We start from the raw sequence: 15,021 nt of genomic DNA on the forward strand, positions 1-15,021 counted from the left end.
GAATTCGACGGAATACTTTCTGGGCATAGTGCCAATCCTTCCTTAGCAGAGGTAGGAACTAAACCCAGGACGCTTCAGTTTCATGGCACACGGCTCGCCAATGGACCCAGCAGGCCCGCCGTGCGGGAAACATCCCAGAACCTGTGCCTGAAGACTTGGCCGCCGAAAACGCGAGGCTACGCCGTGAAAATCAAGAGCTACGCGACACTAACGAGCTGCTGAAGGCTGCCTCGGCTTTTTTCGCGTCGGAACTCGACCCGAAACGTCGGAAATGATCCGGTTCATCGATAAATACCGGAATCGTTTCTCTGTCGAGTTCATTTGTAAGACGTTGAAGAATAACCGGGCTGGTGGGTTTATCACCTCGCGTGGTTATCGCCAGTCCAAGGCCCGTGGATTAAGTGCTCGTCGCCTTCGCGATGCTGTGCTGATCGACCGCATTAGAACTGTTCATCGGGATAATTACGGCGTCTACGGCGTGCGGAAAATGTGGCATGCTCTCCGCCGCGACGGAATTGATATCGGGCGTGAACAAACCGCCCGGCTGATGCGCTTGGCCGGTGTTTCTGGCAAAGGCAAAGGCGGATCACCTATCACAACCCGAAAAGCTAACGTGCCTGATCTGCGCCCGGACTTAGTCGAGCGTGAATTCAAAGCTCAGGGCCCGAATAAACTGTGGGTGGCCGACATTACGTATGTGCGCACGAAGAAAGGCTTTGTGTACGCCGCGTTTGTCACCGACGTTTACTCTCGACGGATCGTTGGGTGGGCGTTATCAGATTCCATGCGCACCGAAGCACTGCCGTTGCAAGCTCTCAAGCAGGCGATCGTGTGTGCTGAGGAAACAACAGGTCTCATTCACCATTCGGATCACGGATCGCAGTACGTCAGCGTGGTCTACAACGAGCGACTTACCCAACACGGCATTACAGCTTCCACCGGAACTGTCGGTGACTCCTACGACAATGCTCTTGCTGAAAACGTCAACGGATCCTACAAGAACGAGCTGATCCATACCCGCAGGTGGAATGACGTTGTCGAGGTAGAAATCGCGACGTTCGAGTGGGTGTCATGGTGGAACGAGACAAGGCTTCACCAAAGCTTGGGATACCGAACCCCGGTCGAGGTGGAAACCGAATTTTGGAAGCAGAACCCGCCCCAAGCAAAAATAGAAATCAAGGCAAATGCCTAGGAACAAAACTCGGGGCACTTCACTGCCCACGCGGGCACCTGGTATCCAACACCATCCACCTCTACGGAGCTATGACACTCCTGTATGGGAGTTCATTAGCGCAGGATGTCGCGGCCGTACTTCAGTGCGGCCGTGAGTAGGCCTGCCCATTTCTCGGGAGCCAGGCCTTCCGGGCCACCGATGGGCACGATGCGCTGTTCGGCGACGGTGCGGGACTCGGTGTACTTGAGCAGGCCCCCGTCACCGTGGCGGCGGCCTACGCCGGAGCGCTTCCAGCCGCCCATGGGGGCGCCGATGGAGGACCAACCAGCGGAGTAGCCCTCGTTGATGTTCACGGTGCCGGCTTCGAGGTGACGCGCGATCTCCTGCGCGGTGGAGCTCTTGCCGAAGATGGACGCGTTCAGGCCGTACTCGGTGTCGTTGGCCTTCGCGATTGCCTCCTCATGCGAGTCGACGACCTCGATGTACACCACCGGACCGAACACCTCTTCGCGGTACAGGCGTGCGTCCTCGGGGACGTTCAACAGCACGGTCGGGGCGTAGAAGTTAGGCCCGATGTTCGGCAGGCGCTTGCCACCGGTGGCGACGGTAGCGCCCTTAGCCACGGCATCGTCGACGAATTCGGCGACGGTATCGGCGTGGTCTGCGGAGATGAGGGAGCCCATGTCGATGTCCCAGTCGTGGCCCGCGCCGATCTTCATCTTCTCCACGCACCGCACGAACGCCGGGATAAACCGATCCGCCACGTCACGGTGGACGTACATGCGCTCAATGGAGATGCACAGCTGGCCCGTGTTGGAGAAGCATGCGTGGCGTACGCCAGATACAGCCTTGTCGACGTCCACATCCGCCGTCACAATCAACGGATTCTTCCCACCCAGCTCACCGGAGAAACCGATGAGGCGTTCACCGGCCTGGGCAGCGAGTTTGGCACCGGTGGCGGAGGAACCAGTGAACATGAGGTAATCGACTTGCTCCACGAGAGCTTGGCCCACTTCGCGGCCGGAGCCAGGGATGACGGTGAGGACGTCCTTGGGCAGACCTGCTTCGGCGAGCAGTTCAGCGGCGCGCAGCGAGGTCAGCGGAGTGTTGGAGTCCGGCTTCAGCACCACGGTGTTACCGGCCAGGATCGCGGGGATGGCGTCCGAAATGGCCAGCACCAGCGGGTAGTTCCATGGGGCGATGATGCCTACAACGCCGACGGGGGCGTACTGGACCTGCGTCTTGGTGGCAATCGGCAATGCCACCTTCGCGCGGTCCGGCGACAGGAGTTTCTCCGCGCGGTAGGCGTAGTGGCGGGCAGTCAACGCGTTATCAAGCACCTCTTCGAAGGCGGCGCGACGGTTCTTGCCGTTCTCGTCCTGGATGATGTCCAGGAGTTCGTTCTGGTGCTTGAGCACCAGGTCGTGGTAGCGCAGCATGATCTTCTTGCGCTCTTTGACCGGGGTGGCTGCCCACTCGGGCTGCTTGGCGCGGGCGCGCTCCACGATCTGCGTGGCAGTTTCAGCGCCGTAGTAGTTCGTGGTGCCGACGATGGTGCCGTCGGCAGGGTTCTTGATTGTGATGGTCGTGTCAGAATCATTGTGCAGGCGCGTTGTCATAGTCCCCCAAGATAATGCACTTCTGCCTTTCGGGGCAGGGGGTTCGGGAGAAAACTTTCGCCTTGGAACGCGAATTAGAACACGAACTTGTGCACCAAAGAGCGGTACGCCTTCGCGGTCAGTTCCACATCTTCGATCTCAACGTATTCATCGTGCGAGTGCAGTTGGTCGAGTACTTCACCGAACCCACGACCAGCAGCGTGCAGAGCAAAACCGTAGCCCACTCCACCTTTGCGGCGGCCGAAGCGGAGGTCGGAACCACCGGCGGCAATCGTCGGCACGACGGGCACGCCGGGGAAGAACTCCCCGAAGGTTTCCACGATCGCCTCGTACAGCGGCCCGGAGGCGGGGGATACGGTGGCGTCTTCAGTGATCAAGTGCTCGATTTCCACCCGGTCCGCCAAATCGCCGAGCGCTTCCCGCAGTACCTCGTCGACTTCCTCCTGCGTCTGCCCAGGCAGCGGACGGATGTCCAGTTCAACGTACGCGTTCGACGGCAGCACGTTGATGGCTCCACCGGCACGGATCACGGTCGGCGCCACGGTGAGGTGGCTCATGGCGTGGGAGTAGCGGGCAAGAGGGCCAAGCGCCTCATAGTTTTCCCCGCGGAGCAGCTGCTGCTCCGTCGAGGGGTCGAAGCGGAAGGCACGGACGTAGCCTTGCCACAGGTCATCGGAGACAACAGGGGGCTCGATGCTAGCCAGTCGACGCGCAACTTCGCCCACCAGCCCCACGGTCAGCTCCCGCCCATATGGCGCAGACCCGTGGCCGGCGTCGCCGTGGATAGTGATGCGCCGTTGCGCCGCACCCTTCTCACCCACGACCACAACGAGAGCGTCGGGCAGGTGGGACCCAGAGGTCTCGGAGAGGCAGTTGCGCCAGCTGAACGCGTCCGGCTCGTGTTCGGCGATCCAGCCGGCGCCGAGTCCACCGCGGGCCTCCTCATCAGCGCAGCCCACGAAGGTCAGGGTGCCGCGCGGCCGCTGCGCCGACTGCGCCACTTCGCGCGTGACCGCCGCCATCGCCGCGGTGATGAACAGCATGTCCATCGCGCCCCGCCCGTAGATACGTCCGTTCTCAATTTCCGCGCCGAACGGATCCTTCGTCCATTTTGGCTTATCCACGGGCACCACATCCGTATGCCCCAACAACGTCAACGGCTCCGCCTCAGGGTCCGCCCCTTCGACGGTGAATGCGACGGACACGCGACCGGGGTGCGGCTCAAAACGCTGTACTTTCACATCCGTGCCGGCAAAGAACTCTTCCAGGGTCTCAGCGTTGCGTACCTCCTGGCCGGAATCCGGGGTGAGGTCATTGACGCAGGCGTTGCGGATGAGTTGGCGTAGCAGATCAATGGTGGTTTGTTCAGTCAACCTTTGCCTCCTTGAGATAGTCGGCGACCTGGGTGAGTGCCTCTTGGCAGTCTTCCTCGGAGCCGTCGAGGGAACGGGCAGCGATGGCGATGCCGTACGTGGTCTGGCCAACCGTGATGAAGCCGAATTGGCGGGTGTGCCATGATCCGTCGGGTGCATCGGACCAGCCGCCCTTGAATGGCACATTATCCAGTTGGCCTAGGCCGTAGCGATGTTCGTCCACAATTTTACGCATTTCGACGATCACCGGGTCATCCGCCGGCACCTCCGCCAACTGGTACCCGTACCGCGCCTGACCAGGCAAAGTCCACGATGTGGTGCCCCATGCAGGCTCCGGGGTGACCGTGACACCACTCTTAGCGATCTCCTCTGACACCAGTCGGCCCGCCTCCGCATCCGAACCAATGCAGACCCACAGCTGATCGGTGGCATCATTGTCTGACCACTCGATGGCCGCCTCTGTGAGTCCCTCTAGCGCACTCTCCCCATATGGGCAGTGCTCTTGGGCCACCAACGCAATGGGCACTTTGATGGTGGACCACGCCGGCATGACGCCCACGGAACCTGCGGTGATGTCCTGTGTGCCGTCGAAAAGCGCCACGCCCACCTGGACACCCTGCTGCTTCTCAATCACAGCCACCTTCTTATCCAGGTCGCCCAATTCCAGGTGTGGTCCATCCGGAGCAGCAGACACCGGTCTCAACTCAGGCGACGGCAACTCCTCCAGCCGCGAGCAACCGCCCAGGAGCACCCCAAAGGCGCCCGCCAGTGCCACATACTGCTTCTTCACACCGAGGATCTTATAGGCTTGGACGGCATGGGGCAGTTGGATGTAGTGGGAAGTGTGAGTGAGGCCGTCGATAAGCTAAAAGAGCTGTATGCGGCGTCCTGTGCACGCGCGCGTGAATGCGTCGCTACCGGCGACTATGCGCGCTACAACGAGGTGCTGTACCCGAAAATCGCGGTGCGCATCACTGAATGGAAACCCATCGACCGCTCCCAACCCTTCGGCTATGTCGACGAAGCCGGCACCTACTCAGCGGTGATCTCGCGGCCCGACATGATGGAGGCCTACCTGCGCCACCAGCTCGAATGCCTGGCCACCAACTACCCGTGCGAGATCTCGGTCGGCTACTCCGACGTGGGCATTCCGCCCGAATACATCCGCGGCCACGGCCCCGTCAGCGAAGCACGCCGCACTGACATCCCGCGCCCCACGCTTGACGACGTCCACGATGCCATCATCGACGCCGACTGGGACGCCTTCCACGGCCCCGAAAAACCCCTCTTCCACTTCGGCCCCCAACGTTTCGACATCGCTTGCGAACGGATTGAGCACTACACCGGCATCGAAGTGGACTCGGTGCAGCGCTACATCCTGTTCACCAACTACGACATGCACACCCGCGAATTCGTGCGCTTCGGCTTGAGCGAACTCGCGCGGGAGGGAACCCGGTACACCGCCCTGCTGCTGCCAAATGGGCGACGTATCACGCCCGCTGACGTTGCGTCCGTGGACGAGATGGCTGCTGACGTGACCTCCAGCTACCAGATGCCACGCTACGACCTGGTGGCGGAGAACAATTCCGGCGTCACCATGATCAACATTGGCGTGGGGCCGTCCAACGCGAAGACCATCACGGACTGTTTGGCGGTGCTCCGCCCCGAGTGCTGGATCATGATCGGGCACTGCGCTGGCCTGGACGCCCGCATGCGGATCGGGGACCTCATCCTGGGCAACGCCTATGAGCGGCGCGACCACGTGCTGAACAACCATATTGAGCGGGAGCTGCCCATCCCGGCGATCCCAGAGATTCAGCGGACGCTGGAGAAGACCGTCAAGCGGGTCTATGGGGATGAGGAGCAGTCCCTCATGCGCACGGGCACGGTGCTGTCCACGGATGACCGCAACTGGGAGTGGCAGACCCCGCGCGACCTGTGGGCGTGGCTGCGGGGGTCGACGGCGGTGGCGGTGGACATGGAGTCCTCCACCATCGCGGCGAATGGCTACCGCTACCGCGTGCCGTATGGGACGTTGTTGGCGGTGTCGGATCTGCCGTTGCATGCGGTGCCGAAGTTGCCGGCGGCGGCGCAGGCCTTCTACTCCAATTCGAAGGAGGCGCACGTGATGTGTGCCGTGCGGACGATGGAGAAGTTGGCTAAAAATCCGGAGCGGTTGCGGACACGAAAGTTACGTCGCACACAAGGCGAGGTTCCCTTCCGCTGATTTGCCCATCCAGGGGGTATCTTTTTCACTGTGGAAACCGGTGAGAAGCGCAGTGTAAAACAATTCGCAGGTCAGGCAACGGTGGCGGGTGCGCTGCTTGTTGCGCTCGTGGTGTTTGTGTACCGGTACTGGGCGAATTTTGAAGAGTACAACAGTGTCTTCAAAACAGACATCCCCCTTGACCTGTGGATTTACCTGCGTGGCGGGGAGCGTGTCATCGCGGGAGAGGACCTGTACAGCGGGTTCCTTATTTTTGACCTGCCGTTTACCTACCCGCCGTTTTCGGGGCTGCTGTTCGCGTTCTTGAGCGTGCTCGATGACATCACGGTGACGGTGCTCTGGCACACCATGTCCATCCTGGGGACCCTGCTGGTGCTGTGGTTATGCTTCGTGCGGCTGGGGGTGAAGATGACGCCGGTGTTTGCCGTCATCCTTCCTGCTTTGGCCGCTTTCTTCCTTCTGGGTACGGAGCCGATGCACGCCACCCTGTTCTGGGGCCAGGTAAACATCCTGCTCATGGTGTTGGTGTGTTTGGATTTCCTGACCGGCAAGTACCGGCTGCCCGGTATCGGGGTGGGTTTGGCTGCCGGGATCAAGCTGACACCGGCGTTTTTCGGGCTGCTGTTTTTGGTGCAGCGACGGTGGGTGGCGGCGCTCGGGAGTATTGTCACGTTCCTTGTCACCGTCGTCGTGGGGTGGCTTGCGGTGCCGGACGCGAAGGCCTTCTGGACGGACGCCATGTTCTCCTCCGACCGCGTCGGTGACCACTCGAATCCGGGAGCGCAGTCCATCAAGTCGGTGTTGGTGCGCGACTTCGGCATTGAGTCCGGTGCGGTGTGGCTGGTGCTGGCCCTTGTCACCGTGGCACTGGTGGCGTGGGCTGCGTGGCTGGCGGTGCAGCGCGATAACCTGCCCCTGGCGGTTGGCTTCGTGGGGTTGGGTGCGTGCCTTGTTTCACCGTTTTCTTGGTACCACCACTGGGTATGGATTGTTCCGCTGGGCGTGGCCATCCTCGTCGGTGTGAATCGTGCCGCGGCGCGCGTCATGCCGGCGCAGCTCGCGGGGTTAGTGTCCTGCCTCGCCTTGTTCCTCGTGATGGTGCCGTTCTCGGCGGTGAACATCGAACCCATCGTGGGCCAGCTGCGCTCCTCACTGTACGTATACACAGGTCTGGCGCTGATCATTGGCTACATTATCTACGCCCAGATCGCGCGCATCCGGCTACGCTAGGGCGCATGCTCTACAGCTTCGAAGGTGCGCACCCGGTTATTCACCCGACGGCGTTTGTGGCGAAGGAAGCCACGATCATCGGCAACGTCACCATCGGCCCGGACGCGGCGATCTTCCCTGGCGTGGTCATTCGTGGGGACGTCGGCGCCATCCACATCGGCGCCCGCAGCAATGTCCAGGACGGCAGCGTCATCCACGTCCAAACGGACACGGAGAACGTCATCGGGGAGGACGTGACCATCGGCCACCTCGCCATGGCCCATGGGGAGCGCATCGGCAACGGCACCCTCATCGGCATGGGTGCCACAGTCCTCGCGTACTCCACCATCGGCGCAGGCTGCATCATTGGGGGTGGGGCAGTGGTCCTTGAAGGTCACGACATCCCGGACGGCTCCCTCGCAGCCGGCGTTCCCGCCAAAGTCCGCCGCGAACTCAGCGCAGAGGAGCGCGCCGGGCTGATCACCCACGCAGCGAAGTACGTGGACCTAGGGCGTCGCCACCGCGAGGGGCTCACGGAGTACCAGGTCTAGGGCCACAGCCCGGGCAATATCGCGCACCATTTCGCGGTGCGTGGGAATCATCCGCAGGGACGCGTTCGGCAGGGCGGAGCGGACGGAGCGGGCGAAGAGGGAGGGGGCCAAGGGGTCGTCGATAAGCGCGGAACCTGCGACAACCAACGCGGGAGTCGAGTGCTCTTTCATGAGCTCTGCGGCGAGCTCGCCAAGTTTCTGCGCGCGCGCATCAAGCTTTTTGCGTAACGACGCATCCCCCGACGCCGCCTTAACCGCCTCAACCAGCGCCTGGCCGCCGAGCACCCCACGGGTGGTCAGATCCGGCCGGTCAACCGCGATGGGCAGCACTCCCTTGTCCTGAGTGACGGCCGCACCGATGGAATCGTCCGCGAACAGGGCCATCATCGGCGCACCATCCACCGTCAGTGCGGACTGGATCTCTGAACCGATGATCGCGGACACCGCCGACGTCACCTGCACGGGCACCGAGAACTGCTCTCGCATCTCGGAGCCGAACGGCGCATCTGTCCACCCCAGGTTCGGCGCGTTGACCACGCCGTCGGGGCTGACACTACCGGACGTGGTCACCCCCACCGTGGCCAGCGGGCGCCCCAAGTCCGCCATGAGGCGGTTGAGCCCAGCCATGATGTGCTGGATGAAGTCGTCCTGGCTCATATCGGCGACGTGGATGTCCAGTTCGGAGTCGCGGATGGTGCGGCCTTTGATGTCAAAGAGCGCGATGTAGGTGGAACCAGTACCCACGGCGATGCCGGCGTGGATGGCGGGCGTGTCTGTCAGCTCTAGCGGGATGATGGGGCGACCGCGGCCCTGGGAGCGGGTGAGGTCGGTGCGCTCGGTGACGTACCCGGCCCTCATGAGTGCGGCGATGGCCCGAGTGACGGTGGGCTGTGAGAGGCCGGTTGCGGTGACGAGCTCACTGCGGGAGGTCACCTGGTTGAGCCGCACGAGGTGAAGGCATTTTGCCGTCGGGTTGTGCGGGCGCGAGAAGGCGGACCACTGGGTCTTCATAGCGAATATATTACGGCCTACCTAGTCAAGGTCTGCTATCAGTGCGGGGAGGGCGTTCGCGGCGGTGTCCAGAAGTGTGACGGTGGCAAGCGGCGTGAGGTCGGTTTCCATGGGTGTGACCTCGATGATGGGGGTGCCTTGTTCGTGGGCAAGACGGGGGAGTCCGGCGGCGGGGTAGACCACGCCAGATGTGCCCACAATGACCACGAGGTCAGCCTCCCGCATGCGCCGTTCCGCCTCCTCCCATTCGCGCGCGGGGAGGGGCTCGCTGAACCAGACGACGCCAGGCCGGACGAGGTTGCCACACAGCGGGCACTGCGGAGGCGCAGGCTTTTCCACGTCCCCCTTATACGGCCGCCCACACACCGCACAGCGGTAATGGAAAAGCGAGCCATGCAGGTGCACCACGTCGCGGGAACCGGCACGCTCGTGGAGGTCGTCGATGTTCTGCGTGGTCACGGTTAGGGGGGTATACGTGGCCCATTTCGCCAGTGCCAGGTGCCCCGCGTTGGGCTCCGCCTGGCTGGCGAGGTGGGCGCGCCAGCGATACCAGGCCCACATGGTGTCGGGGTCTTTGGCCCAGGCGTCGATGGACGCCATTGCGGTGGGGTCCACGTTTTCCCAGATGCCGGTGACGGCGTCGCGGTAGGTGGCCAGGCCGGAGTCGGCGCTTATGCCGGCGCCGGTGAACACTTCGACGCGGCGGGCGGTGGCTACGAGTTCGCGGGCGTGATCAAGGGCACGGTCTGATGCGGTCATGGGCCTCACTCTAATGGGGCGGATCATCGGTACACTCTTCTTTTATGTGTTCACCGGAGCGGCAGCCGTCCCTGCTTGATGCCACCTGCGAGGACTTTGTGTATGACCTTGCGGAGCTTTCGCCCACCTTGGCTACCACCTTGGGCATCGACGGGTATGACGACCAGTTGCAGGATTTCTCCCCGGAGCATTGGGGTGCGTTGGCGGATCGGATCAGGGATCTGATCGCGGACGTGGATGCCCTGAATGACGGGACGGATTCGTCGGACGATGATGATGATTTTGATTCCGTGGATTACGTCACCGGCGCCATCCTGCGTGACCGCATGGCGGTGGAGTTGGATCTGCACCACAGTGGTGAGGATCTGCGGATGCTCAATAACGTGACGTCCCCGGTGCAGGTGATCCGTAACTGTTTGACGGTGATGCCGAAGGAGACGCAGGAGGACCTGGATAACCTCACGTCCCGGTTGTTTGCGGTGCGGACGTCGTTGGCGGGCTACCGGGAGTCTTTGGCGGAGGCGGCCAGTCATGGTGATGTGGCGACGCAGCGCCAGATTAATGCGGTGATCAGCCAGTGTGAGGCGCTGGGGGAGCACGGCTCCGTCCTGGAAACTTTGGGGCTTGTCGCTGATGCGGAGTCCGTCGCTGAGGCGAAGGACGCGTTCAGTGAGATGGCGGATTGGCTCTCCACTGAGCTTGCGCCGTTGGCCCACCACGAGGATGCGGTAGGCAGGGAGCGCTACGAGCTGTTTTCGGAGTTCTTCCTCGGCCGTTCGGTGGATTTGGATGATGCGTATGAGTGGGCGTTGGAGGAGTTGAGGGGGGTCGTCGATAAGCAGCAAGCTTTAGCGCGCGAGCTTTACGACGAATGCACACCCCGCAGCGCCTGCAAGCGCCTGGACGCGGACCCGAATTACACGATCACGGACCGCCATGCGCTGGTGGAATGGATGCAGCGGACCACGGACCAGCTGATTGAGAAGCTGGACGGCACGATGTTCACTCTGCCGGAGGAGATCCGCACGCTGGAATGTCGCGTGGAGGAGACTGGCACGGGCGGCATGCTGTACACCCCGCCGTCGGAGGATCTCACGCGCCCTGGTCTGCTGTGCTGGTCTGTGCCGGAGGGCCAAGACGCATTCCACACGTGGCATGAGCTGGCGCGCATTTGCCATGAAGGTGTGCCCGGCCATCACGTGCAGCAAGGCATCGCCATGACGCAGCGCGACACCCTCAACTTGTGGCGCCGCGCCATCAATTGGAACGCCGCGCACGGCGAAGGGTGGGCCGTATACGCCGAGGCCCTCATGGGTGAGCTGGGGCTTTTCGACGACCCCGCCTACCGCATGGGCCTCCTCGACTCCCTGCGTTTGCGCATGGCGCGCGTGGCCGTGGACATCGGTGTGCACCTGCAGAAGAAGACCCCGGACGGCTCCGGCTACTGGGACGCCCCCTACGCCAAGGCTTTCCTGCGGGAGAACACCGCGATGAATGAGCAGAACCTCACCTTTGAGATCGACCGCTACATGGGCTGGCCCGCCCAGGCCACCTCCTATGCCTTGGGGTATCGCGATTGGATGGACCTGCGCTCCAAGGCCCGCGACCGCGGCATGACCCTGCGCGAGTTCCATGACAAGGCCCTGCGTTTGGGGTCCATGCCGATGGACATGTTGGCGCACCAGATCTTGGACGCCTAGCATCGGCTTTTAGTCGCGGCGTTTGTCCATGCGGTGCAGGATCGTGGGCAAGGCTGCTGCGAACACCACGATGCAGATGAGCCGAATCAGCTGCAACGCGACCACCGCTGGACCCCCACCGCCTTCGGCAGACAGCGCCAGCACCGTTTCAATCGCGCCGGGGCTGGTGGCTAGGTAGCCCTCGAAGTAGGTGATACCCAACCACTTGGCCACGCCCCATCCGGTGCCGGCACAGGCCCCCATGACCACGATGATGAAGGTGATGGTGGCGGGCAGCAGGCTGGCAAAGTGCTTCAAAGCAGGCACGCTGAGCCCCCCACCGCAGGCCCAGCCGATGGACAGGAAAGCCATGATGGCGAGTGGTTCGGGCGGGGCGAGGGGGATGGGGAGGAGACTGGCGATAATCGCTGTGAGGATCAGCGGCCCAAAAACCGCCGGTGCGGGGAGGTGGCACCAGGAGGCGATCGGTTTGCCGACCATGGCCACGGCGATGACCAGCAGCCACATCCACCAGGTCACTTCAATGCCCGCGGCGTGGTTGCTTCCTGGTGTGGGTAGGAAGGATGCGACGAGTGGCAGTGTCATGGATACCGCTAATAGCCGCAGGTATTGAGTGAGCGCGACGTAGCGCATGTTGGCGCCGAGTTCAGTGGCTAGCGCTGGCATGATGGAGGACCCGCCGGAGAGCATGGACAGCACACCAGTTTCGCGGCTGACGCCTTCGCCTCGTTTGGTGGAGTAGCGGGCAAGCAGAAGCCCGCCAACAAAGCCGATGCCCACGATCACGGCCGCGGACACGAGGCCCGGCACGAGGTAGCGCGCGAGTTCCCCCACTGGCACCCCCGCCAGGGGTAGTGCGGCGAGGACGCCGATGATGCCACGGCAGAACTGGTAGAAGGTGGCGTTGAGCTTCAGTTCTCGCCCGGTGCCCAGGGCGGAGGCGCCGGAGACGATGATCCCAGCCAGAATCCAGGCTGCCGGCACATGGAGCAGGGTCAACGCGTATCCAAGCAGTACCGACACGGGTGCCACGATCATCCATCGGCTGCGTTGTTCCACGTTTGGCATAGTAGCGTGGGCTTCCATGATTGCCCTATTGCTCGCCGCCGCTGCGCTTGCCGGTTGGGTGGATGCGGTGATTGGGGGTGGCGGCCTCATCCTCATCCCGGTGCTGATGGCGGGTACGCCGTTGCCGGGGGCGGCGGTTCTGGCGACGAATAAGGTGGCGTCGGTCTCAGGCACGGCGTCGGCAGCCTTCACGATGGTCCGTCGCGTGGGTGTGCCCCGCCGCACCTGGGCTTACGCTCTCATTGCGGGTGTGTTGTCTGCGGGTGGTGCGCTCATCGCATCGCTTATTAGCGACGCCCTCATCCGCCCCCTCATCCTCATCCTGCTCGTCGCCGTAGGGATCTTCGTGGCGTTTAAACCGGAGTTCGGCACGGCTGAGTCTGAGCCGGTGGTCACGCGCGCTCGACTCGCCGGCGGGGTATGCCTAGTGGCGGCCATCGGGTTTTATGACGGGACGTTTGGCCCCGGCACCGGCATGTTCCTCATCATGGGGTTCACGGCGCTGTTCGCGCAGAACTTCCTGCAGTCCGCCGCGATGGCGAAGGTGGTGAACACGGCCACGAACTTAGGCGCCCTCGGCGTGTTCATCGCGGCCGGATATGTTGATTGGGCTTTAGCATTGTCCCTGGCAGCGGCAAATATTGTGGGCGCGCAGATCGGCGCCCGGACGGTGCTCGGTGGCGGGGCGAAGCTAGTGCGCTATGCCATGCTCACCCTGGTGGTCGTACTGACGGTCTACCTGGCGCTCGACCTTTAAGCTTGCCTTGGTGCCGGATGTGTGCTTGTCGCTCGATTTTTAATCGAGTGACAAGGAGCCGTTCAGCAGTCCCACGACGGCAAAGATCGAGCCCACCACAACCACGAGGACCACGGCCCATTCGAAGGTGTTGAAGGGCTTCTCGCGCTGCGCCAGGCGGGTCCACACGTAGGCGATGAGGCCCGGGATCACAGCCAAAGCGCCGAAGAGGACGTACACCAGGTCCGCCGCGTAGATGAGCCACAGTGAGTAGATGAAACCGATAATGCCGATGACTAGGTGGCGGCGGTTGTCGGGGGTGGAGACGGTGGGGCCGGAGTCGTCGAAACGCGTTCCGGCGTGGGGGTGTGACAGGCCCTTGCCGCGGACGGCGAGGAGCACGAGGTACAGCGACGAGAAGATGTACGGCAACAGGTACATGATGGTGGCCAGCTGCACCATGGCGTTGTAGGACGTCTCGTTGGCGAAGAAGACGATGACGAAGAACTGCACCACACTGGTGGACAGCAACTGGGCCATGAACGGTGCGCCGTTCGCGTTCTTCTGGGCGAGCTTGTTGGGCAGCAGGTTGTCGCTGGCCATCATCACGATGGGTTCTGCGCACAGCATCTGCCAGGAGATATACGCGCCCAGCACGGACAGGCATAGGCCGATGGAGATCAGCGCGCCACCCCACGGGCCGACGGCGGCTTCCAGCACGGCGCCCATGGAGTTGGACGGCAGCGCGGCGAGCTCTTCGCGGGTGAGCACACCATAGGAGAGCGTGGACACGGCAACGAGCAGCGCGAGCACCGACAGGAAGCCGATGACCGTCGCGCGGCCAATATCCTTACGGGAACGTGCCTGCTTGGAGTACACGGAGGCACCCTCAATACCAATGAACACCCACACCGTGAACAGCATGATGCCCTGGATCTGCTCCTGCAGCGGGATGCCGGAGTCCGCGCCCCAGAAGTCCAGGGTGAACTTGTCCCAGCTGAAGCCCACGAAGGCGATGAGCACAATGAACGCGAGGATTGGCACCAACTTCGCAATCGTGGTGACCAGGTTCATCACCGCCGCCTGTTTCACGCCGCGGGTAAGCGCGAAGAAAATGGCCCAAGTCAGGGCCGACACCGCCAAGGCCACGATCCACGGGTTCTCCTCATTGAAGAAGGGCAGGTAGTGCCCCGCAGTGCCAAAGAACAAGGTGGCGTAACCCACCTGCGCCATAACGGAACCCAGCCAGTAGCCCCAACCAGCGGTGAACCCGATGAAATCACCCAAGCCCGCGCGCACGTAGGAGTACACGCCGGAATCCAGGTTCGGCTTGCGCCGCGCGAGGATCTGGAACACGAACGCAATGGACAGCATGCCCACACCGGCGATGACCCAGCCGATGAGCATCGCGCCGGGGCTAGCCACCGACGCAATATTTTGCGGCAAAGCGAAGATGCCGGAACCGACGGTGGAGCCGATGATCAGGGAGACCAGCGTCCAGATGGTCACTGTGTTCGCGCGGCTTGCAGCACTTGGCGCGCTGGGGGCGCTGTGGGCGTTAGTCATAACGCTTAAACATACTGGGTGGCCACCA

13 protein-coding genes are annotated in these 15,021 nt (G+C 62.7%); 6 read left to right on the plus strand and 7 right to left on the minus strand.

The window, feature by feature from the left end; genetic code table 11:
- Window positions 1-271 precede the first annotated feature (271 nt).
- Window positions 272-1,192 carry an IS3 family transposase gene (locus QP968_RS06795; RefSeq protein ID WP_102724254.1) on the plus strand — a complete coding sequence of 307 codons (921 nt, stop codon included), beginning with the start codon at window positions 272-274 and terminating at the stop codon, window positions 1,190-1,192.
- A gap of 95 nt (window positions 1,193-1,287) precedes the next feature.
- On the opposite strand, the gene QP968_RS06800 is transcribed toward QP968_RS06795, so the two are convergent.
- The 3 genes from QP968_RS06800 to QP968_RS06810 all read right to left on the minus strand — a co-directional run bounded on the left by QP968_RS06800 (window position 1,288) and on the right by QP968_RS06810 (window position 4,956).
- Window positions 1,288-2,793, minus strand: coding sequence for a succinic semialdehyde dehydrogenase (locus QP968_RS06800; RefSeq protein ID WP_284855664.1), 1,506 nt, complete (start codon window positions 2,791-2,793; stop codon window positions 1,288-1,290).
- 74 nt (window positions 2,794-2,867) lie between these two features.
- Window positions 2,868-4,166 (minus strand): M20/M25/M40 family metallo-hydrolase, encoded by a 1,299-nt coding sequence (locus tag QP968_RS06805; protein WP_284855666.1) that lies wholly within the window; start codon window positions 4,164-4,166, stop codon window positions 2,868-2,870.
- Window positions 4,159-4,956: a serine hydrolase gene (locus QP968_RS06810; protein WP_284855667.1), complete on the minus strand. Its 798-nt coding sequence runs from the start codon at window positions 4,954-4,956 to the stop codon at window positions 4,159-4,161. Before QP968_RS06810 ends, QP968_RS06805 begins: the two co-directional genes overlap by 8 nt.
- 27 nt (window positions 4,957-4,983) lie before the next feature.
- Between QP968_RS06810 and amn the strand changes: the two genes are divergently transcribed.
- Genes amn through QP968_RS06825 form a run of 3 tightly spaced genes read left to right on the plus strand, consistent with a single transcriptional unit; the run spans window position 4,984 to window position 8,153 of the window.
- Complete coding sequence (amn, locus tag QP968_RS06815; RefSeq protein ID WP_284855669.1) at window positions 4,984-6,393, plus strand: AMP nucleosidase; 1,410 nt, start codon at window positions 4,984-4,986, stop codon at window positions 6,391-6,393.
- 30 nt (window positions 6,394-6,423) lie between these two features.
- Entirely contained in the window at window positions 6,424-7,623 is a 1,200-nt protein-coding gene (locus tag QP968_RS06820) for a glycosyltransferase 87 family protein (protein ID WP_284855670.1), read from the plus strand.
- Between the two features lie 5 nt (window positions 7,624-7,628).
- The gene (locus QP968_RS06825) at window positions 7,629-8,153 is read left to right on the plus strand and encodes a gamma carbonic anhydrase family protein (protein WP_284855671.1); all 525 of its coding nucleotides are present in this window, start codon (window positions 7,629-7,631) and stop codon (window positions 8,151-8,153) included.
- On the opposite strand, the gene QP968_RS06830 is transcribed toward QP968_RS06825, so the two are convergent.
- Together QP968_RS06830 and QP968_RS06835 are read right to left on the minus strand one after the other, a co-directional pair.
- Window positions 8,109-9,164: an ROK family protein gene (locus QP968_RS06830; protein ID WP_284855672.1), complete on the minus strand. Its 1,056-nt coding sequence runs from the start codon at window positions 9,162-9,164 to the stop codon at window positions 8,109-8,111. The two genes, QP968_RS06825 and QP968_RS06830, sit on opposite strands and share 45 nt — an antisense overlap.
- Before the next feature lie 21 nt (window positions 9,165-9,185).
- The gene (locus QP968_RS06835; protein ID WP_284855674.1) at window positions 9,186-9,923 is read right to left on the minus strand and encodes an NAD-dependent deacylase; all 738 of its coding nucleotides are present in this window, start codon (window positions 9,921-9,923) and stop codon (window positions 9,186-9,188) included.
- 44 nt (window positions 9,924-9,967) lie between these two features.
- Between QP968_RS06835 and QP968_RS06840 the strand changes: the two genes are divergently transcribed.
- Window positions 9,968-11,623, plus strand: coding sequence for a DUF885 domain-containing protein (locus QP968_RS06840; RefSeq protein ID WP_284855675.1), 1,656 nt, complete (start codon window positions 9,968-9,970; stop codon window positions 11,621-11,623).
- Between the two features lie 9 nt (window positions 11,624-11,632).
- Here the strand turns inward: QP968_RS06840 and QP968_RS06845 are convergent, their stop codons facing one another.
- Window positions 11,633-12,691, minus strand: a complete 1,059-nt coding sequence (locus tag QP968_RS06845) for an AbrB family transcriptional regulator (RefSeq protein WP_502870925.1) — start codon at window positions 12,689-12,691, stop codon at window positions 11,633-11,635.
- Between the two features lie 16 nt (window positions 12,692-12,707).
- On the opposite strand from QP968_RS06845, the gene QP968_RS06850 reads away from it, so the two are divergent.
- Window positions 12,708-13,448, plus strand: a complete 741-nt coding sequence (locus QP968_RS06850; protein WP_284855677.1) for a TSUP family transporter — start codon at window positions 12,708-12,710, stop codon at window positions 13,446-13,448.
- Between the two features lie 39 nt (window positions 13,449-13,487).
- Here QP968_RS06850 and QP968_RS06855 read toward each other — a convergent pair whose 3' ends face one another.
- The gene (locus QP968_RS06855) at window positions 13,488-14,993 is read right to left on the minus strand and encodes an amino acid permease (RefSeq protein ID WP_284855678.1); all 1,506 of its coding nucleotides are present in this window, start codon (window positions 14,991-14,993) and stop codon (window positions 13,488-13,490) included.
- Window positions 14,994-15,021: the final 28 nt, after the last annotated feature.

Origin of the sequence: Corynebacterium sp. MSK041 (genome assembly GCF_030232265.1) — a bacterium.
Lineage (GTDB): Bacteria > Actinomycetota > Actinomycetes > Mycobacteriales > Mycobacteriaceae > Corynebacterium.